Here is an 18,410-nt window from a genome sequence, read left to right as displayed (position 1 = left end):
GCAAAACCCCGGAGAGTCCCCGGGGCTTTTTTTATTTTACTGTAACAAATTTATCAACGAATTTTTGTCTATCCTCTTTGTTGAAGTGGGGATCACTTATCTTCTCACGCCATATTTCATTTGAAGTAAGCGTACTGAAGTCTACGTTATAAAAGCTTTCTACGGCTCCCTTAGTCAAATCCACAGAGTACGTTTTCCCATCATAGGGTATGGTCATGTCAACCGTTGCGGTTCCTGGGAATTGCTTAAATAGTCGGCTCGTTTCTTGCATAAGTAGCTTATTGATCTGATCTCCAGTAGCGAAATAATCTACATAATCCTCATTTTTTATACCAGAATTCGGGTTGGCATCTTTGTATTCTTTGAAATTTTTGAAGAAGATCACGCTTATACTATCCGTACCAACTTTGACCTCTTTGATAAAGGTTTTTCCTGTAAGGTTTGCTGTGTATGCCAGCACCTCATCCTTTGACAAAGGCACTTTATCAGCGGCTATTGCTTGAGTAGGTGCTGTGGTTGGTTGGAGAGTGGGTTTAATCGATGGTGCTTCAGTAGGAATAGTTGTTGGTTCTGGTGTGGTCTCGACTACAGCGGGTTGAGCCTCTTCGGTAGCTAATGGATCTGCCTGATCTGCTGGATCATCATTGCCTGTGGTCAGCCCAATTATGCCTCCTACTACGATTACAATCGCCCAAAAGATCCAGCGCTTATAGAATGGTTTCTTCATGATGTTCCCCCTAAAACTGATAATAATTTCAAATTGATTCTACCAGATTAAGGGATGGTAATCTATGTATTTTATAATGAACATTATATAAAGGCTAGTCTTGCAAAACCAATTCGTAGCGGGTTCCCGCGACCAACCTGCTTTAAGCAGATTGGTTTCGGCCGGTTCCCATCCGGCCATCATCAGGCGGGCGGTTCAATTGCCATTATTGGCTACTTGCTTCGATGCGAAGCGCTTCTTTAACCGCGTTTTGTAGCAGCAAAGAATAATTCAATCCTGCCGCATCACCCGCGTCACGCATCCATTTTGGAATTGAACAATTCTTAGTTACTGACTTATTAGCGGCCGCGTCCTTATACGGCGGCAGGAACACATCAACGAAGACAATACGGTCTGTAGAGTCTTCAAGCTCAATATGATCTGGAAGGGAAGGCACGGGGAACGCCTCTCCTTTTTCCTCCAACTCCAGAAGACGAAAGGCAAGCAATTCCTTCGCGCGCCAGATGCCATCTGCTAAATCCTTCGGGATAATCGCAGTCCCAGGGAAGTCAGGGAAATACATGCCGATGCCGCCGTCTTCTGCTTGTTCAACGACTACTGGATACACATGGGTATTCAAATTATCACGCTCCTTTAAAATAGAGAGGTAAGCGGAGGGGAAAGCCGGGGTTAAAACTCAACCCCGGAAGTCCGTTCTATGTTCTTGAGTGTCCCCTTCGGTATGGAGCGCCCGCCTGCATGGGCGCTAACATCAGCATATCGGGTTGGGTCTGTCGGGTGTATGTACCGTTGATGACTGGTGCCTTTCCCGTGGCTCGGTGAAGGTTTGAACCCTGCCTCCCGAAGGGCTTGGATAACTTCTCGGACTGTTTTTTGTTTTCCCATCGCTTACCTCCTTTCTATATTCTTATTGTAACACGCATTATATTGCGCGTCAACAATTTATTGCGTAATATAATACGCATAATTGAGGTGTGCTGAAGTTGTTATGGTTCTGGAAAATTTTCCTGACCTAAGCGGCATGGATTAGAATTTCATATAAATTCCTCAAAATCATTGAAATACGAACGCTTATTCGTATACAATACAAGAACAAATGTTCGAAAGGGTGATGTGAAATGAGAACACATGAAGAGATTGATTATCTTGACCCACCTAATCATGATGAATATGCTTTGCAGGATCTAGGTGATGTGCTTCAAGAAGCAATGACAGGTAAATCTCCGACAACGCTAACTGTGTACAAAATAGGGAAAATAACCGGACTCATTAAGAAGATAGACGTACCAACCCGAAAAGTTCATTTACAGACAGAAACAGAAGGGATATATAAATTTCCCGTACTAGACATATGGAAGGCTGAACCGGCTGAATAAGCTGGTTTTTTTATTTATGCAGTCCCTATACATTCCCCACACTTTACCCTCATGAGTCGTTGTAGATTGATCTTTTTCAATGTAGGTGAATGTAGGTAAAGAATCCGATAAACATATATTCTATGCGGCTTTGACTCGTGTTAGCTATATTCTTGTAGGAGCTGTTGATTATATGGATTTAAAAAAGTATCATCAAGAGGAGCTGGTAAAAATAGAGAAAGCGGGTGTTCAATCATGGAACAACTGGTCCAGGAAGAGTGGGAGAAATTCAGCGAGCTATTATCCAAAATTAGCGGGTACACAGAAGCGATTGGCTTACTGCATTGGGATTTGCGCACAGGGGCCCCACGCAAAGGTGTGGAGATTCGTTCCAATACCATCGGGCTGATCAGCGGCGAGATCTTCAGACTGCAGACTTCTCCGGAAATGGGTGAGTTCACGAAATATTTCAGCCGTCCGGAAGTCATGGCCCAATTAAGCGACATTCAGAACAAGATCGTTAAAGATTGCCGCAAGGAGTACGAGCGCAGCCAGAGTATACCTTCCAAAAGCTATGAGGAGTACTCCATGCTCACCGCCCATGCCCAGACGATTTGGGAAGAAGCTAAAGAAAGTGATGATTTCGATACCTTTGAACCTTATCTAAGCAAAATTGTTGCGTTCACACAGGAGTTTATCGACCACTGGGGTGTGAAGGACTCCCGCTATGATACGCTGCTTGACATGTACGAGCCCGATCTGACGGTTGAGAAGCTGGATGATATCTTCGGACGTCTGCGTAGCCGCCTTGTTCCGCTTGTCGAGGCTATAGCCGCATCCAAGAACAAGCCCGATACAGAGTTTCTGGCCCAGATTTTCCCTAAGGAGCAGCAAGAGAAGTTCGGATTATTCATTCTTGAGCAAATGGGTTTTGACTTTGAAGCCGGACGACTGGATGAAAGTGTGCATCCGTTCGCTACCGGGCTGAACCCGGGGGATGTGCGCATCACGACAAACTACTTGCTGGACAATGTTTTAAGCGCTGTATTCAGCTCACTACATGAAGGTGGACATGCTCTATATGAACAGAATATCAGCAAGGATCTTGTAGGCACACCGCTGGCTCAAGGGGCGTCCATGGGTATTCATGAATCCCAGTCCAGACTATGGGAAAATATGATTGGCCGCAGCCGTTCATTCTGGCAACGCTACTACGGAGATCTCCAGCAGCATTTCCCTGAGCAGCTGGCCAATGTTGAAGTGGAAGACTTTTACCGCGCGATCAACAGTGTAGCGAATTCTTTCGTCCGCATTGAAGCCGATGAATTGACGTACAACCTGCACATCATTGTCCGCTATGAGATTGAAAAGCTTATTTATAATGAAGGACTGGAAGTGAAGGATCTGCCTGGGGTATGGAATGCCAAGTATCAGGAATACCTGGGGATTACCCCTCCGAGCAATGCCCTGGGAGTGCTGCAGGATGTTCACTGGTCCGGCGGGGACTTCGGTTATTTTGCCTCATATTCACTGGGAAATATGTATGCCGCACAAATTTTGAATACACTTCGCAAGGAATTGCCGGAGCTCGAAGATCTGATAGCCGCCGGTAACCTGCTACCAATCAAGGAATGGCTAACAAACAAAATCTACCGTTATGGTCAGAGCCTGACTCCATCACAAATCATTGAACAGGTGACAGGTGAGCCGCTGAATCCTGATTATCTGGCTGATTATTTAGAAGCTAAATATACGGAGCTGTATAAACTATAATCAGCTTATGGACCCAGTGTCTGCAGCAGAGTGGAAGGACTTCGCGGAAGGGAATATAATAGAAGGAAAGCGCAGAATGGAAGGAATAGTGGAATGGCAAATACACACACATACAGTCGCAAGGAAGAGGTCGCAAATGCGGTAACGCATGGGGTTGGAGCCGTATTAAGCTTAGCAGCGCTTGTGCTGCTGGTCGTCTTCGCTGTACAGAACGGCACAGCCTGGCATGTGGTCAGCTTCTCCATTTACGGTGCCACGATGCTGTTGCTGTATATTAATTCAACACTGGTGCATAGTCTTAGAGAAGGGAAAGCCAAGGACTTCTTTGAATTTCTGGACCATTCCTCCATCTACTTGTTTATTGCCGGTACGTACACACCCTTTATGCTGGTGGCGATCCGGGGGACGCTGGGTTGGACCTTGTTCGGGATAGCCTGGGGTGTCGCAGTGTTCGGCGTTTTCTTCAAAGCCTTTTTCGTTAAGAAATTCCTGTTCATGTCCACCATTTTTTACATCGCCATGGGCTGGATGATTGTGATTGCCTGGAATCCGCTCTCAGCGGTGATGGCAGATGGGGGCATGGCCTGGCTGCTGGTCGGCGGGCTGCTGTATACACTGGGAACGGTTTTTTATGTGTGGCGGGGATTCCCTTACCATCATGCGATCTGGCATTTGTTTGTGCTCGGAGGCACTATTGTACACTTTTTTGTCGTGCTTCTTTACGTTTTGCCGATTCACTGAATGGTGTTCTCCACCATGGGGAAATCCACCTTTAGAACAAAGAATAAGATGACAAGCAAAAAGGCTTGACATCTTTCTTTGTTTTAGGTATCATAAGGGACGTTGTGAAGCTGTAAAGTGTTTTTCCTTGACGAAGGGAGTGCCCTTAATGAGTCAGGAGAATAGGCTCGAGAAAACTAACCGGATTAACTTGTTATTTGCTTTTTATGAACGCCTGCTTACGGATAAGCAGCAAACGTTTCTTAAATATTATTTTCACGATGACTTCTCCCTGGGAGAAATCGCCGCTGAATTTGAAATTAGCCGCCAAGCCGTGTATGAGCACATTAAGCGTGCGGAGCAGGTTCTGGAGAATTACGAAGAAAAGCTCGGATTGCTTTCGAAGCATGAGAGCCGCAACAAATACTTAGAAGAACTGCGCAGACTGCCGGAGAATGGGATGCTGCCTGAGCAATATACACTGCGGTTCACGGAGCTCGTGGATCGTTTGCAGAGGTTAGAGTAGCATGAAGGGAGAAAGCTGCATATGGCGTTTGAAGGTTTAACCGGAAGATTGCAGAATGTGTTCAGCAAGCTGCGTGGCAAAGGTAAAGTATCCGAAGATGACGTAAATGAAGCCATGCGCGAAGTACGGCTGGCCCTTCTGGAAGCCGATGTTAACTTCAAGGTAGTCAAGGACTTTGTGTCCAAGGTGAAGGAGAAGTCCGTTGGCAAGGAAGTAATGGACAGCTTTACTCCCGGCATGGTAATTATTGATATCGTCAACAAGGAACTGACCGAGCTGATGGGTGGAAGCCAGGCAAAGCTGGCTAAGTCGAATAAGCCGCCGACCGTGATTATGATGGCTGGTCTGCAAGGGGCAGGGAAGACGACCACTTCAGGCAAGCTGGCTAAGCTGCTGCAGAAGGGGAATCACCGCCCGCTGTTGGTAGCTGCCGATATTTACCGCCCGGCTGCGATCAAGCAGCTGCAGGTGCTGGGTGAACAGATCAAGGTTCCTGTATTTTCGCTGGGTGATCAGACGAGTCCGGTAGAAATCGCCAGACAAGCTGTTCAGCATGCGAAGGATAATAACCTGGATTACGTGATTATCGATACTGCAGGCCGACTGCATATTGATGAAGAGCTTATGGAAGAGCTGAAGCAGATTCATAACGTTGTAAGTCCTGACGAAGTGCTGCTCGTTGTAGACGCCATGACGGGTCAGGATGCCGTTAACGTTGCCGACAGCTTCAATAAGCAGCTCGAGCTTACCGGGGTTGTACTGACGAAACTTGACGGCGACAGCCGCGGCGGCGCCGCGTTGTCTGTCAAGGCGGTCACTGGCTGCCCGATCAAATTCGCTGCACTAGGCGAGAAGATTGATGCGCTGGAGCCTTTCCATCCTGAGCGGATGGCATCCCGTATTCTCGGTATGGGCGACATGCTGTCGCTGATCGAGAAGGCACAGGCCAACATCGATACCGAAAAAGCCAAGGAAATGGAACGTAAGATGCGCAATGCAGAATTTACGTTCGATGACTTCCTGGAGCAAATGGATCAAGTTAAGAAGCTTGGCCCCATCGACCAGATACTCGACATGCTGCCTGGCATGAATAAAGCCAAGGGCATGAAGGACCTCAAGGTCGACGACAAGCAGATGGGCCGGGTCGAAGCCATTGTTCATTCCATGACCAAGGCCGAGAAGGCTCAGCCTGAGATCATCAACCACAACCGCCGCAAACGCATTGCCACCGGCAGTGGTACCAACGTGGCTGAGGTCAACCGCCTCATCAAGCAGTTCGATGAAATGCGCAAGATGATGAAGCAGTTCTCCGGCATGATGGGCGGCGGAGGCAAGGGCGGCAAGAAAAACGCCATGAAGCAGCTCAAAGGCCTTGGTGGTAAAGGAATGAAGTTTCCTTTCCGTTGATCACATCTTTTGATCTCAATCCTTTGATCTCAGTCCTTTGATCTTCATATAGATCAGACATTGTACAACATCAGATGATCAAGGGTTCTGATCTTAGTCTTTTGATCCTAGTCTTTTGATGATCTTAGTCTTTTGATCTTAAATGTTAAATCTTTACCCGTCGCCAGGTACCGCTGCAGTTAAGCGTGTCCCGCAGGGACGGAAAGCGTTCCTACTCCCAACATTCCCAAGTCAGAGACATCTGAATGCCCACGCCAGTTGCACTTAGCCGGGTGTCCAGAGGGCAGAGCCCTTGGGGCCCTCCCTTGGCTAAGGGAGGGTTTGGGAGGGATCGAAAAAGGTTTCTCAAACATATTGTAAAATTTTCGATATTCTTATAAGGAGGTGAATTTCGTGGCAGTACGTATTCGTCTGAAAAGAATGGGTGCACATAAAGCGCCTTTCTATCGTGTAGTGGTTTCCGATTCCCGGTCCCCTCGTGACGGTCGTTTTATCGAGGAAATCGGTTATTATAATCCGATTGAAGTACCGGCAGTAGTTAAGATCGATGAGGAAAAGGCTCTTAAATGGCTTCAAACAGGTGCGCAGGCATCTGATACCGTCCGCAATCTGCTTTCCAAAGCAGGCGTGATGAAGAAGTTCCATGAGCTGAAGCAACAGAAATAATGACTGATTGCGAGGGTCCTCTATGGAAGAATTAGTTGGAGTTATTGCTAAGGCTTTAGTGGATCATCCAGAGGATGTGGCTGTACGGACCGTGGAGAAGGAACACCTGATTGTCTATGAGCTTTCTGTGCATCCAGATGATGTCGGCAAAGTCATCGGCAAGCAGGGCAGGATCGCCAAAGCGTTCCGTACCGTGGTCACATCTGCAGCAGTCAAGAGCGATAAACGCGTTACCGTGGATATCTTATCTTAAAGAATGCGTTCAATGAGGGGCTAGGGATAGTATATCCCGGCTCCTTTTTGTTGAAATATATAAGCAGGAACATACAACACAACTATAAGTAAAGGAGAGGATCAGATGACGGAAGAGCTGAACGTAGGCAAGCTGGTCAATACACATGGAATTCGCGGGGAGATCAAAATATTATCCTCTACCGATTTTCCGGAAGTCCGATTTGCACCGGGAAAAAAACTGCTCGTGGTTCCCGCCGACGGTAGCCCAAAATTCGAGGTAACGGTGGAAACGGCAAGAGAACATAAAGGAATGTATATTGCCAAGCTGAAGGGTTACACCAACATTAATCAGGTCGAGAAATATAAAGGAAGCATGCTGAAGGTTCCGAGTGACGATTTGGTGGAACTGCCAGAGAATGAATACTACTTCCACCAGATTGTCGGCTGTGAGGTATATACCGATGTGGACGATAGTCAAGCTCTCGGCCAAATTACTGAAATTCTTCAGCCTGGTGCCAATGATGTATGGGTGGTAAAGCCCGCCAAAGGTCCCGAAATCCTGATTCCGGTGATCAACGATGTTGTACTGGATGTGGATATTCAGGCCAAGAAGATTAAGGTGCACTTGATGGAAGGGCTGCTGCCATGATGCGGATTGATGTGCTGACGCTTTTTCCTGAAATGTGTGAAGGTGTATTCGGCACTAGCATTCTAGGCAAAGCACGAGAAAAAGGGATTGTCTCACTGAACGCGGTTAACTTCCGTGACTTCTCTGGAAACAAGCATAACAGCGTGGATGATACGCCATATGGTGGTGGAGGTGGGATGGTGTTGAAGCCAGACCCTATCTTTGCCGCTGTGGAGCATGTGCTTGCTGAATCCGGAGATCAGGAGGAACCGCGCATCATTTTGATGTGCCCTCAGGGCCAGAAGTATACTCAGCAGATGGCAGAGGAATTGGCACAGGAAGAGCATCTGATTTTTATCTGCGGTCATTATGAAGGCTACGATGAGCGGATCAGAGAGCATCTGGTGACGGATGAATTGTCTATCGGAGACTACGTACTCACCGGGGGTGAGCTTCCTGCGCTTACAGTGATCGATTCGGTTGTGAGGCTGCAGCCGGGGGCGCTGGGCAATGAGACCTCTGCGGTGACTGATTCGTTCAGTACCGGTCTGCTGGAGTATCCGCATTATACCCGTCCGGCTGAATTTCGAGGATGGAAGGTACCTGACATTCTGCTCAGTGGACATCATGCGAACATCGAAGTGTGGCGGCGTGAGCAGGCACTGCAGCGTACTTTGGAACGCCGGCCGGACCTGTTAGAGACAGCTGAGTTGACGGTGAAGGATAAGGCTGCTCTGGAACGATTGAAGAGATTGAGCAGTGATACACTTTAGTGGATATTTACTATAAAATGGAATATATAGCGTCTCGTTAACATATACTATGTTGATGAGGCGTTTTTTGTTGTGTTTGTTCGGGAATACAAATCTATGCAAAGGCTGAAAGGAAAATGAGACCCATAGAATATCTAAAAAAATACGAGCAGATGTGCGTTACTATCCTGTTTTTTGGGTAATTAGAAGAGGCGACGGAAATTGAAGCTCAGATGCAGCTATTTCAACTATCGAAAGGAATGAACATTAGTGACTACGAATACGCGTGAAGAATTCAAGCCAGACGTGGACACTGTCCACAAGGAAGCGGAGCCGCTCCGCACAGTAAATGATATTATCGATTTCTATACCAATCGTAAATCATAAGACCAATATAGCATGCATAAAAACCACTACCTCAGCTGACCTGGAGTAGTGGTTTTTTATATCGGGATCTAAGGCATGGCATAAGGAGATTTGAAATATAAAAAAGACCGTCCGAAGACGGTCTCTTTACCCGAGGCGCTAGTTAAAACTTTGATCCGTATCCCGCGCCACCAGGGCTACAACTTCAGCCGTTGGTCCGGGTAAGGGATACGTTCAACATGTCATGATTGATGTGAACGCACCTCCTTTCCTTGTGCCAAGAGTATAGCACAGCTGCTGCAAAAAAACCATGAATTTTAAGAAAAAAATAGTTTTGAGATTTGGAAAATTCTACTTGAATCTATTATAAATCTGCGGTATACATAGGTGAAAATCAGCGTTGCTTCGGTTCTACTATTGCGTTGAATGCGTATATTGAACAAGAGGCATACAGCAGCATACATATGCGTCGGGGTATAGCGCAGCCTGGTAGCGCGCACCCTTGGGGTGGGTGAGGTCGCAGGTTCAAATCCTGTTACTCCGATCAACTGGATATCATTGAGACAGAGAGAATCACATTCAGCCGGTTAAGATACCGGAAGCGATGTGATTCTTTTTGCCGTGCGCGTAGGGTGCTTGTGGCCGCAATAAAAAACACTCCCTGCTGAACCAAAGGTCCAGAGGAAGTGTTACGGAAGCTTATGGAGGTTACGCGCGGCTAAACCCTAGAACGGTGATCGCGTTGATTCCGGTGATCTTTGGCAAGCATCACAATACCCGAACCGAGCGCATAGATAGCTACTACCGAAAATAATACGACTACCCACGTGTAATTCCGTACAGTATAGGTAAGCGATGCAAAGATGATGAACCAGGCGATACGAAGCACCCCTTCATTGATAAATCTTTTGCCAGCTGCACTCATGAGAATTGCCTCCTCTGATTAAAATGAAATTTGTCCATCCTTCGTAAGCGCTCTAATTATGAATATTATATTAATAATAACCCCTTTTGTTCTAAAATGATACACAATGTTCACAAGTTCTTTGTTTCACAGCTATTTTTTTTATTGCTATCTGCCACACGGCTACTGCCGTTCCCGGCTTATCCCCCTCCGCATACCATACAGCATCACGAATGAGGAGGGGTTCTCAGGTGGAAGCCTATTATAATTGTCTGCATTGTATGAACAAAAGAGTTCGCATCATGACTACGGACGGCAAGCGGCATGAAGGAATCATTGTGAATGTGGATAGAAACAATGTATATTTGAAAACAAAGGGCAACGGTAAAATGAAGACATCAGCATTTAATCCTTACGGAAATTACTATGGCGGGTTCTACGGGTACGGCAGTGAGATTCTGACGTTAAGCTTGTTCACTTTGCTGGCCATAGCGCTGATTTAGGTCGAGACACACAAAAGAAGCCAATCTCAAGGCGAGACTGGCTTCTTTTGTGTGTCCTAGTGAAGCTGGTACAGCCCCACTGATTTCGTATGCTATTGAACTGTAATGGAACCGATTTGTGTGGATAGTGAGATGAGTGGACCGCCGCCATTCATTTCCTTTCTTGCGGATCCGTTTCCGGTAATTTGGCCGAGCTCGCTTTTAGTGGATACGGTGCACTTGAGTCCGCTGCTGAGATCTGCGGTTATTTTGCCGATATCACTGCGTACCTTAAGGGAGCTTTCAGACTTCATGCCTCGGATATCCAGTTCGATGCTACCCGTATTGGATTCCACTGTTGATTTTCCGCTGAATTGTACAGCCTCGAGAACTATTGCGCCTACATTGCTGTCAATGTGGAAAGTGCCTTTCAGGCCATGCAGCCGAATTGCCCCGACATTGTTGCTGATATGGTATTCATCCATAGTAGCTGGTATCTCAATCTCATAATTGATGCTGAAATCGGCGAAGCCATACTTCTTTTGGGCCCAGGTCCATAGATCTTTTTTGGGCTCACTCTTGGCATGTGTGGATACCTTAAGCTCATTGCCGTCAGCTTGAACTGTAACTTCTGCGCTGCCTAGAATTTTACGTTCTGTCTCCTGATTAAGACCAGAGTGTGCGACGACCGTTGCTTTTACGGTGATGGAATCACTGTTCCCGGAAGTGATCTTCACTTCACCTACGCTATTCTCCAGAACTAGTGCTGACGCAGAATCGGCTTTTTTAGCAGTATTGAGCTCTTTGCTCAAACTGCCCGCATTTATTTCTTCTGCCACCTTTGCAACACCACTCTGAACAGCCTGCTCCACACCTACGGTGGCCTCGCCCAAACCTTGTTTTACTGCCTCAACGGTTTCCTTCTGGAAATCCCCGTTTAATCGCTGTTCAAGCTGATTGTCCGCAGCTTCTTTGCCTGGTAGCTCCCGGCAACCGGATAGCAGTGCAATAGAGAGAACGGCGACCGCCGCGATGATTGCTGTATTATGATTTCTTTTCAATTTCAGACCCTCCCATAATTGCTTGTTGCTTATGTATAATCCATACTATATCTTATGGGAAAAAATTGAAAAACAGGCCGGGGACGGGTTACTGTACTGGACTAAAGTCTAGGATGCCTTGATCGGCTACATTTCATTGAAGAGGTATGCTAGAATAAACAATGAAAGCGATGTTTTTAAGGTGAAGTCATTTTTTATTAGCGAGGCTGAAGCAAACGGCTAACATATATTTGGATGTAGGGCTGTTGCAGCCAGCTTGAATAAGCTTTGCATCAGCGATGGAGACAGTGTTATCGTCGCCATGCAAGGCCCGGGATAGTCTGTTTACTATTAGACTGACACCAGTCAAGGGAGCGGATGATACAGATGCAATATGTGGCAGTTGTAGTTGTGTTGTTAGTTGGTGTGATTGTATATTTTGGTTACTTCAGCCCGAAAAGACAATCTTCAAGGCCGAAAAGCAGTACTGCCAGTAATGTGATTTCTATGGACCGTCACCGTAAAGCCAAGCAGAGTGCTGGGGAGCAGCCTTGCTCTTCCTGTAAAAAGAAAAACGGTAAGCTGATCTTCTATGCTCAGGATAACGGGACGGTTGTCGGCTTGTGCAAGGACTGCAAGGTTAAGGCGAAGAAGCGGGATATGATGCCTCTCTGAATCTCAAAAAACAAGTTGTCTTTTCTGGTGATTTATGATAATATTATTTCTGTTGTGTGGAATACGGTGGTCCTCTGCGGATAATGAGGGAGAGCAATGGTCTCTCCGGAAGAGGCAAGAACACCTGTACGGAAGGAGGAAGTCCTAAATGAATATCCTACAAGCAATTACGCAAGAGCAACTTCGCAAAGATATCCCGAGTTTTCGCCCGGGTGATACTTTGAAAGTGCATGTAAAAGTTATCGAAGGAACTCGTGAACGGATCCAGTTGTTCGAAGGCGTTGTAATCAAACGTCGCGGCGGTGGAATTGGTGAGACTTTTACGGTTCGTAAAATCTCTTACGGTGTTGGTGTGGAAAGAACTTTCCCAATCAACTCGCCAAAGATCGAGAAAATCGAAGTGGCTCGCCGTGGTAAAGTGCGTCGTGCGAAGCTGTATTACCTTCGTGACCTGCGCGGTAAAGCTGCAAGAATTAAAGAAATCCGTCGCTAATATTGCGGTAAAGGAAAGGGGCTTGATTTCAAGCCCCTTTCGTTTATTCATCTATAATAAAGTACAGATCATATATGCCTTAGGATCAGCTTCTCCGAAAAGGCCTCCTGACGGAGTATTCGTGGAGGAGTTTTTGGTAGGAGTTTTTTTGTTGTATAGTGAGGGTAGCATATAGAGAGGACGGTGAACTATGCAGCAGGATTTTCAGCAGGGACAAGGTGAAATTGTGGAGCCTGACGGCAAGAATCTCCGCAAGCCCAAAAATGAAGTTCTGGAATGGATTAAGGCAATTGCTATTGCTTTGATTCTGGTGATTTTGATACGCTGGCTTTTGTTCAAGCCGTTTATTGTGGATGGACCTTCCATGCAGCCAAATTTCCATACCGGCGAACGTGTGATTGTCAATGAAATCTTATATGACATCCGCTCGCCTCAGCGGGGTGAGGTTATTGTGTTCCATGTGCCATCTGAAGGAAAAGATTTCATCAAACGTGTAATCGGCGTAGCTGGGGATACCGTAAAAGTCGAAGGCGATGTTGTTACTGTGAACGGCGAACCGGTGAATGAAACTTACATCAAGGGTGCGATTGACCAGGCACATAATAACAACGCATTGTATAATAACAAAAATTTCCCCAATGAAGATTTTACAGATGGAACAGTGCCAAAAGGGCATGTCTTTGTTATGGGAGACAACCGCTCGGACAGCACCGACAGCCGGATGATCGGCTATGTGCCGCTGGGCGATATTGTCGGCCGCGCAGACCTGATCTTTTGGCCGGTCAAAGATATTACAATGATTAACCATTAAGTTGACGGAAGTCAAAGGAGGTGACGGCAATGGCCATTCAATGGTTTCCTGGTCATATGACGAAGGCTAGGCGGCAAATCGAGGATAAGCTGAAGCTGATTGATGTGTGTATAGAATTGCTCGATTCCCGTCTGCCGCTATCCAGCCGTAATCCGATGATTGACGATATTTTGCGGGACAAGCCGAGACTGATCATTCTGAATAAGGCAGACTTGGCTGACCCTGAAGCTACACGGAAATGGCTGGCCTATTTCAGGGCAGAGGGCCATGTTGCGCATCCGGTAGATGCAGCTACTGGCACGGGCATCAAGGAGATCCCTGAGCAGGTTAAGCTGCTGCTGAAGGAGAAGATCGACCGGCAGATTGCCAAAGGTATGAATCCGCGTCCAAGCCGGGCGCTGATCGTTGGGATCCCCAATGTGGGCAAATCTACGCTCATTAACCGGATGGCTGGCAAAAATATCGCGGCGACGGGTGACCGTCCGGGTGTTACCAAAGGACAGCAATGGATTAAGACGGGCGGAAATCTGGAGCTGCTGGACACGCCAGGGATTCTATGGCCGAAATTCGAGGATCAGGATGTAGGCTACCGTCTGGCGGTAACCGGTGCAATCAAAGAAGAGATTCTGAATATTGAGGATATCGCTTTTTTTGCAGTGAAGTATCTGGTCAAGGATTACGGAGCAAGCTTCCAAGAGCGCTTTGGGATCGAGAAGCTTCCTGAAGATCTGGAGAATCCGGACGAAATTGTTGCTGTTATGGAAGCTGTCGGCCGCAAGCGGGGTTGTCTGATTAGCGGTGGCCGGGTGGACCTGGAGAAGGCTTCACGCCTATTGCTGCATGACTTGCGGGCAGGGAAGCTGGGACGGTTTACACTGGAAACGCCTTAATTACAAAAATATGTGGAATGGAAGAACCATCCGAGTCATTGGGGTGGTTTTTTGTTATGCATGCATGAATGATCCTGAATTTGGAAGGAGTCTTTTGAGCAAAAAGTGGGATGACCAGGGCGTATTCTTATGATAAGCTGGCTTGTACAAGGAATGGGAATTTAGAATTGGTGGTGGAGGAACAGTGAGTTTAATAGATATGTTAAGCTACGAAAAGGGATGCTGGGAACAGGATTACCGGAGAATAGCAGGTGTTGACGAGGTAGGAAGAGGCTGTCTGTTCGGCGATGTCGTAGCGGCTGCGGTGATTTTACCGGAAGGCCTCATTATAGAGGGTGTAGATGATTCTAAGAAGCTGACTGCGAAAAAGCGGGAGAACCTGTTCGAGCAGATTATGGAGCAGGCGCTGGCGGTAAGTGTAGGTCATGTCGACTCAGTGGTCATAGATGAGATCAATATCAAGCAGGCCTCTAGGCTGGCGATGAAAAAAGCAGTGGAAGGTCTGGGTGATCCTCCTGACTATATGCTGATTGATGCGGAAAAGGTGGATCTTTCCTTGCCTCAGCGTGCGATTATTAAAGGGGATGCAAATAGCCAGTCAATTGCTGCTGCTTCTATAGTGGCCAAGGTTACACGTGACCGGCTGTGCGAAGGCCTGTGGGAAGAGTTATACCCGAACTACGGTATTAAAATACATAAAGGTTACGCGACTAAACTGCATAGGGAACAGATCCTGGCTTTGGGGCCGACTCCCATGCACCGCCGCAGCTTTCTGGGGAGAATTCTATCGGATGAACTGACATTGTTTTAAGATTTAAGAGATGGATAGATATAAAGCTTCTTATTATATAAGTTGTGATAATAACTGCACTTAATTGAAGTCCGGGTTAAGGGGTCATCTTATAAAATGCTTTAAAATACCGATATAAATGAAAAGATATATACGAAAGGAGGGGAGATAGACATGAACATCGGATCTTTGATTCGCGGATTACTTGGAGACAATAAACCGGGTGAGCCTAAGACGGTAGAGCTAAAGGAAGGGCAGGTGGTCCGCGGTGTGGTACTCAGTGTGTCGGATTCCGGCAAAGAGGCAGTGGTACAGATTCAAGGTACGCCTGTCCGTGCGGAGCTGGAGACACCGCTGCAGCCTGGACAAACGTTGAATTTGCAGGTTGCTCCTCCGGGAGAAGGCGGCTTACCCGTATTAAAACCTGTCTCCTCCGGTGAGGCCGCATTGGCTTCGTCTCAAAGTATGGGGGAAGCACTCGAATCACTGGGGCTTACAGATTCCAAGGCAGGAAAGGAAATCATTCAGGCTATGGTAACTGGCGGCATCGCTCTTACCAAGGAAACAGCAGCGAAGCTGGATGCTGTAATGAATGCCAAGCCGCCTAATGTTCCGGTGTCGGAGTGGCTGGAAGCGGCAGTCATTTCAGTAAAACGTGGACTTCCTGTTACAGCAGAAAGTGTGAAAGGACTGCAGCAAGCCGTGTTTGGGCCTAAGCTGCATCAGCTTGTGGCTCAGCTTGAAACGGCGATCGGACAATGGGCTCAGCAGGAAAACGATGCAGCGGGTAGAAATACTACCGCACCGAATGCTTCCAGTAAGCCTGCAGCGGCTGTTATTCCAGGAACGGCGACTCCTCCGGCAGCAGGAACACCTGTGAACGGAGGTGCGGGGGCTTCTTTGGCAGCAGAAACCCCCGGAAACGGAAATCCTGCGGCTCCTGTAAATACTGCAGCAAATCAAGTTGCTGCAGTTAAAGTAAGTGGGACGGATGTAACAGCGGTGCCAGCGGCTGCAGCCGATTCAACAATGGCTATTGAAGGGGCTGACATTCCCGAAGTGCCTTCTGGTGGCATTGTGAAAACCGTGCAGCCTGCCGGGAACGAAGCTGCAGCGGTGGCGGCCAATGTAGCTGCTGCCGATGCGGAACCATTGGTTGCGGTCTCGGTCGGCCAAGCGGGGACGGCACCCGCTTCGCCGGATGGAGAAGCGGATGCTGCTGAGGCAGGCCCTACTCTAATGGCGGGCAATACACCGAAGGCAAGTAATGCCCAGCCTGCGGCTGCGGGATCTGGAACAGCAGCGGTTAATCCTCCTTCTGCAGAGCAGGAAGAAGGGACGGAAGTCCGTTCCGGTGTGCAGCCGGAACGAACGGCATTGCCAGCAGCAGAGAACTCTGCTGGCAAAGGTGCCGCCCTGCTCGCGAAGCTGCAGGGCGTGCTCACCGAGCTGCGCGGCACACTGCCGCAGCTCGCTTCCACCCCGCCCGCTGACGCGGCGGGGCAAGCCCCTGCCCCTGCGGCCGCGCAGCCGCCGCAGGGAACTACAGCCCCGCCAGCGGCTGCGGGGCAAGAGCCAGCCCCCGCGCCTGCAGGGCAGCGCGGGGAGGGTCCGTCTGCGGCTGCGGCGCAGCAGACGGGGACCGCAGCCACCCACGATACGGAGTCGTGGGTGGGGCGGGTGCTGAAGCTGCTCGGTGCGGAGCACGAGCAGCAGGCCGTTCGCGGCGGTGGACATGCCGCCGCTGAGGTGCGGGCCGCGGCAGTGCCGGCAGCCGCGGCAGGGCGTGAGGCAGCGCTGCCTCAGGTGGCGCTGGCGAGTACAGCTGTCGGCGATGATACGGCTGCCGATACGCTGAAGGGTGTGCTGCTGCAGGTGCTGGGCAGCAGCGAAGTGCCGCCCGCAGTCAAGGAGGCCGCGGGCCAGCTGGTGCAGCAGTTGACGGGGCAGCAACTGCTGCTGAATACGGATCGGACGGCTCCGTTTGCGCAAGTCACGATGTTCCTGCCGCTGCACGGTCCGGACGGGCAGGAAACGGCTTCCGTCCATATCCAGTCGAGACGGGGCCGTAAAGGCGAACTTGATGCATCGAACTGCCGCCTGTGGTTTGACCTGGAAATGAAGCAGCTGGGCCAGACACTGGTTGATGTACAGGTGGTGGACAGAATCGTAAGTCTGAAGCTGCATAACGATACGCCATGGGTATTAGAGCTACTCGAAGAACGTAAGGATGAAATTGGAGTAGCAGTGGAATCGATCGGTTATCAGCTGTCCAGCTTGAGGACAGAACCCCTCCCGCAGCCTAATGCTGCATCTACAGCCACTGCGGGCGGCGCGGGCAGACTGGCAGACTATGTGCCTGATTCCTACAAAGGAGTGGATTACCGCATATGAGTGAGTCCGCCGATGAAATTTCTCAAAACCTGAAAAAAGCGGTTGCCCTCAAATATTCGCCCGGTCAAAGTGAAGCGCCGGTCGTAGTCGCCAAAGGGCAAGGTGCGGTAGCAGATAAGATTCTGCAGATGGCCAAGGACAGCGGGGTGGCTGTCCAAGAGGATGCGGCCCTTGTAGAAGTGCTCTCCAAGCTTGACCTGGACCAGCAGATTCCTCCACAGCTCTACCAGCTGGTAGCGGAGATTCTGAGCTTTGTTTACCAAAGTGACCGCTCTGCCGGAGAACGGAGGCAGAAGTGAGTGAGGTTTCGTCTGAGGAGCCCTATACCCGCAAGCAAAAAGGTGCTGATGGCGAGAAAGCCGCTCTGCAATACCTAACTGCACAAGGTTACCGGATTATAGAATGTAACTGGCGGTGCCGCAGCGGGGAGCTGGATATTATTGCTGAATACGATGAAGTACTTGTTTTTATTGAAGTGCGAAGTCGCAGTGGAAGCCCGCTTCAAGGTACCCCCGAAGAATCTGTGGATGAGCGGAAGATTCGTCAAGTGCGTGCCACCGCCCAGGTATACATGCATATGAAGAGCGTGTATGAACGCCGGGTCTCTTTTGACGTCATCACGGTTATGCTGAATGAGGATAGGAGTATCGCATCACTTCATCATATACGGGAGGCTTTTTGAAAATTTTTATACATTTTGTTAACTTTTCAAACATAGAGTCTTGACATACCCTCCGTACTATGGGTCATTTCTCCAAGGAAATGGGTAAACATTAT

The 18,410-nt window shown here is 48.5% G+C and carries 23 protein-coding genes and 1 tRNA gene; 19 read left to right on the top strand and 5 right to left on the bottom strand.

All coding sequences use genetic code 11. From position 1 onward, the window contains the following. Positions 1-31: 31 nt before the first annotated feature. The 3 genes from ACTJKB_RS03170 to ACTJKB_RS03160 form a co-directional block, all read right to left on the bottom strand. The gene (locus tag ACTJKB_RS03170; protein ID WP_440831758.1) at positions 32-727 is read right to left on the bottom strand and encodes a hypothetical protein; all 696 of its coding nucleotides are present in this window, start codon (positions 725-727) and stop codon (positions 32-34) included. Positions 728-932: 205 nt separating this feature from the next. Continuing rightward, complete coding sequence (locus ACTJKB_RS03165; protein ID WP_440831757.1) at positions 933-1,346, bottom strand: type II toxin-antitoxin system HicB family antitoxin; 414 nt, start codon at positions 1,344-1,346, stop codon at positions 933-935. Between the two features lie 50 nt (positions 1,347-1,396). After that, positions 1,397-1,612, bottom strand: a complete 216-nt coding sequence (locus tag ACTJKB_RS03160) for a type II toxin-antitoxin system HicA family toxin (RefSeq protein ID WP_440831756.1) — start codon at positions 1,610-1,612, stop codon at positions 1,397-1,399. A 233-nt stretch (positions 1,613-1,845) separates the two neighbouring features. Here ACTJKB_RS03160 and ACTJKB_RS03155 point away from each other — a divergent pair, with 233 nt between their 5' ends. The 10 genes from ACTJKB_RS03155 to ACTJKB_RS03110 all read left to right on the top strand — a co-directional run bounded on the left by ACTJKB_RS03155 (position 1,846) and on the right by ACTJKB_RS03110 (position 9,698). Next, positions 1,846-2,103 carry a YolD-like family protein gene (locus ACTJKB_RS03155; protein ID WP_440831755.1) on the top strand — a complete coding sequence of 86 codons (258 nt, stop codon included), beginning with the start codon at positions 1,846-1,848 and terminating at the stop codon, positions 2,101-2,103. Between the two features lie 234 nt (positions 2,104-2,337). Further along, positions 2,338-3,855 (top strand): carboxypeptidase M32, encoded by a 1,518-nt coding sequence (locus tag ACTJKB_RS03150; protein ID WP_440831754.1) that lies wholly within the window; start codon positions 2,338-2,340, stop codon positions 3,853-3,855. A 93-nt stretch (positions 3,856-3,948) separates the two neighbouring features. After that, positions 3,949-4,596 (top strand): PAQR family membrane homeostasis protein TrhA, encoded by a 648-nt coding sequence (trhA, locus tag ACTJKB_RS03145; RefSeq protein ID WP_440831753.1) that lies wholly within the window; start codon positions 3,949-3,951, stop codon positions 4,594-4,596. A 148-nt stretch (positions 4,597-4,744) separates the two neighbouring features. Continuing rightward, positions 4,745-5,101, top strand: coding sequence for a putative DNA-binding protein (locus tag ACTJKB_RS03140; protein ID WP_440831752.1), 357 nt, complete (start codon positions 4,745-4,747; stop codon positions 5,099-5,101). 21 nt (positions 5,102-5,122) lie between these two features. Beyond that, the gene (ffh, locus tag ACTJKB_RS03135; RefSeq protein WP_440831751.1) at positions 5,123-6,508 is read left to right on the top strand and encodes a signal recognition particle protein; all 1,386 of its coding nucleotides are present in this window, start codon (positions 5,123-5,125) and stop codon (positions 6,506-6,508) included. Between the two features lie 393 nt (positions 6,509-6,901). Next, positions 6,902-7,174 carry a 30S ribosomal protein S16 gene (gene rpsP, locus ACTJKB_RS03130; protein WP_019910363.1) on the top strand — a complete coding sequence of 91 codons (273 nt, stop codon included), beginning with the start codon at positions 6,902-6,904 and terminating at the stop codon, positions 7,172-7,174. A 22-nt stretch (positions 7,175-7,196) separates the two neighbouring features. Further along, complete coding sequence (locus ACTJKB_RS03125; RefSeq protein ID WP_074088041.1) at positions 7,197-7,427, top strand: KH domain-containing protein; 231 nt, start codon at positions 7,197-7,199, stop codon at positions 7,425-7,427. A 105-nt stretch (positions 7,428-7,532) separates the two neighbouring features. Next, on the top strand, positions 7,533-8,057 hold the full coding sequence (gene rimM, locus ACTJKB_RS03120; RefSeq protein WP_440831750.1) for a ribosome maturation factor RimM: 525 nt from the start codon (positions 7,533-7,535) through the stop codon (positions 8,055-8,057). Beyond that, on the top strand, positions 8,057-8,809 hold the full coding sequence (gene trmD, locus ACTJKB_RS03115; RefSeq protein WP_440832701.1) for a tRNA (guanosine(37)-N1)-methyltransferase TrmD: 753 nt from the start codon (positions 8,057-8,059) through the stop codon (positions 8,807-8,809). Before rimM ends, trmD begins: the two co-directional genes overlap by 1 nt. An 815-nt stretch (positions 8,810-9,624) precedes the next feature. Continuing rightward, a tRNA-Pro gene (locus tag ACTJKB_RS03110) sits at positions 9,625-9,698 on the top strand. Between the two features lie 174 nt (positions 9,699-9,872). Here the strand turns inward: ACTJKB_RS03110 and ACTJKB_RS03105 are convergent. Next, positions 9,873-10,079, bottom strand: a complete 207-nt coding sequence (locus ACTJKB_RS03105) for a hypothetical protein (RefSeq protein WP_440831749.1) — start codon at positions 10,077-10,079, stop codon at positions 9,873-9,875. 230 nt (positions 10,080-10,309) lie between these two features. On the opposite strand from ACTJKB_RS03105, the gene ACTJKB_RS03100 reads away from it, so the two are divergent. Then, the gene (locus ACTJKB_RS03100; protein ID WP_074088046.1) at positions 10,310-10,561 is read left to right on the top strand and encodes a hypothetical protein; all 252 of its coding nucleotides are present in this window, start codon (positions 10,310-10,312) and stop codon (positions 10,559-10,561) included. Positions 10,562-10,653: 92 nt separating this feature from the next. Here ACTJKB_RS03100 and ACTJKB_RS03095 read toward each other — a convergent pair whose 3' ends face one another. Further along, a complete protein-coding gene (locus tag ACTJKB_RS03095; protein WP_440831748.1) occupies positions 10,654-11,601 on the bottom strand; it encodes a hypothetical protein in 948 nt (315 codons plus the stop codon). Positions 11,602-11,967: 366 nt separating this feature from the next. Between ACTJKB_RS03095 and ACTJKB_RS03090 the strand changes: the two genes are divergently transcribed. From ACTJKB_RS03090 to ACTJKB_RS03055, 8 genes are all read left to right on the top strand, one after another. Beyond that, the gene (locus ACTJKB_RS03090; RefSeq protein ID WP_440831747.1) at positions 11,968-12,255 is read left to right on the top strand and encodes a hypothetical protein; all 288 of its coding nucleotides are present in this window, start codon (positions 11,968-11,970) and stop codon (positions 12,253-12,255) included. A 148-nt stretch (positions 12,256-12,403) separates the two neighbouring features. After that, positions 12,404-12,748 (top strand): 50S ribosomal protein L19, encoded by a 345-nt coding sequence (gene rplS, locus ACTJKB_RS03085; RefSeq protein WP_074088051.1) that lies wholly within the window; start codon positions 12,404-12,406, stop codon positions 12,746-12,748. 190 nt (positions 12,749-12,938) lie between these two features. After that, positions 12,939-13,559, top strand: a complete 621-nt coding sequence (gene lepB, locus ACTJKB_RS03080) for a signal peptidase I (protein ID WP_440831746.1) — start codon at positions 12,939-12,941, stop codon at positions 13,557-13,559. A gap of 29 nt (positions 13,560-13,588) precedes the next feature. Beyond that, positions 13,589-14,449, top strand: coding sequence for a ribosome biogenesis GTPase YlqF (ylqF, locus tag ACTJKB_RS03075; RefSeq protein ID WP_074088054.1), 861 nt, complete (start codon positions 13,589-13,591; stop codon positions 14,447-14,449). Positions 14,450-14,648: 199 nt separating this feature from the next. Then, entirely contained in the window at positions 14,649-15,260 is a 612-nt protein-coding gene (locus tag ACTJKB_RS03070; protein WP_440832699.1) for a ribonuclease HII, read from the top strand. Positions 15,261-15,413: 153 nt separating this feature from the next. Continuing rightward, positions 15,414-17,633, top strand: coding sequence for a hypothetical protein (locus ACTJKB_RS03065; protein ID WP_440831745.1), 2,220 nt, complete (start codon positions 15,414-15,416; stop codon positions 17,631-17,633). Next, a complete protein-coding gene (locus tag ACTJKB_RS03060; protein WP_440831744.1) occupies positions 17,630-17,932 on the top strand; it encodes an EscU/YscU/HrcU family type III secretion system export apparatus switch protein in 303 nt (100 codons plus the stop codon). The genes ACTJKB_RS03065 and ACTJKB_RS03060 overlap by 4 nt, the downstream gene beginning before the upstream one ends. Continuing rightward, positions 17,929-18,315 carry a YraN family protein gene (locus ACTJKB_RS03055; RefSeq protein ID WP_440831743.1) on the top strand — a complete coding sequence of 129 codons (387 nt, stop codon included), beginning with the start codon at positions 17,929-17,931 and terminating at the stop codon, positions 18,313-18,315. Before ACTJKB_RS03060 ends, ACTJKB_RS03055 begins: the two co-directional genes overlap by 4 nt. The last annotated feature ends 95 nt before the right edge of the window (positions 18,316-18,410 follow it).

The organism is Paenibacillus sp. 22594 (assembly GCF_052044425.1).
Lineage (GTDB): Bacteria > Bacillota > Bacilli > Paenibacillales > Paenibacillaceae > Paenibacillus_AQ.
Note: the sequence above shows the minus strand (reverse complement) of the source record. Positions and strands in the feature narration are given on the sequence as shown.

Coding starts and splice junctions, on each gene's coding strand:
- ACTJKB_RS03170 (WP_440831758.1), bottom strand. CDS start 727: ATGAAGAAACCATTCTATAAGCGCTGGATCTTTTGGGCGATTGTAATC.
- ACTJKB_RS03160 (WP_440831756.1), bottom strand. CDS start 1,612: ATGGGAAAACAAAAAACAGTCCGAGAAGTTATCCAAGCCCTTCGGGAG.
- ACTJKB_RS03155 (WP_440831755.1), top strand. CDS start 1,846: ATGAGAACACATGAAGAGATTGATTATCTTGACCCACCTAATCATGAT.
- ACTJKB_RS03150 (WP_440831754.1), top strand. CDS start 2,338: ATGGAACAACTGGTCCAGGAAGAGTGGGAGAAATTCAGCGAGCTATTA.
- trhA (WP_440831753.1), top strand. CDS start 3,949: ATGGCAAATACACACACATACAGTCGCAAGGAAGAGGTCGCAAATGCG.
- ACTJKB_RS03140 (WP_440831752.1), top strand. CDS start 4,745: ATGAGTCAGGAGAATAGGCTCGAGAAAACTAACCGGATTAACTTGTTA.
- ffh (WP_440831751.1), top strand. CDS start 5,123: ATGGCGTTTGAAGGTTTAACCGGAAGATTGCAGAATGTGTTCAGCAAG.
- ACTJKB_RS03125 (WP_074088041.1), top strand. CDS start 7,197: ATGGAAGAATTAGTTGGAGTTATTGCTAAGGCTTTAGTGGATCATCCA.
- rimM (WP_440831750.1), top strand. CDS start 7,533: ATGACGGAAGAGCTGAACGTAGGCAAGCTGGTCAATACACATGGAATT.
- trmD (WP_440832701.1), top strand. CDS start 8,057: ATGCGGATTGATGTGCTGACGCTTTTTCCTGAAATGTGTGAAGGTGTA.
- ACTJKB_RS03105 (WP_440831749.1), bottom strand. CDS start 10,079: ATGAGTGCAGCTGGCAAAAGATTTATCAATGAAGGGGTGCTTCGTATC.
- ACTJKB_RS03090 (WP_440831747.1), top strand. CDS start 11,968: ATGCAATATGTGGCAGTTGTAGTTGTGTTGTTAGTTGGTGTGATTGTA.
- rplS (WP_074088051.1), top strand. CDS start 12,404: ATGAATATCCTACAAGCAATTACGCAAGAGCAACTTCGCAAAGATATC.
- lepB (WP_440831746.1), top strand. CDS start 12,939: ATGCAGCAGGATTTTCAGCAGGGACAAGGTGAAATTGTGGAGCCTGAC.
- ylqF (WP_074088054.1), top strand. CDS start 13,589: ATGGCCATTCAATGGTTTCCTGGTCATATGACGAAGGCTAGGCGGCAA.
- ACTJKB_RS03070 (WP_440832699.1), top strand. CDS start 14,649: ATGTTAAGCTACGAAAAGGGATGCTGGGAACAGGATTACCGGAGAATA.
- ACTJKB_RS03065 (WP_440831745.1), top strand. CDS start 15,414: ATGAACATCGGATCTTTGATTCGCGGATTACTTGGAGACAATAAACCG.
- ACTJKB_RS03060 (WP_440831744.1), top strand. CDS start 17,630: ATGAGTGAGTCCGCCGATGAAATTTCTCAAAACCTGAAAAAAGCGGTT.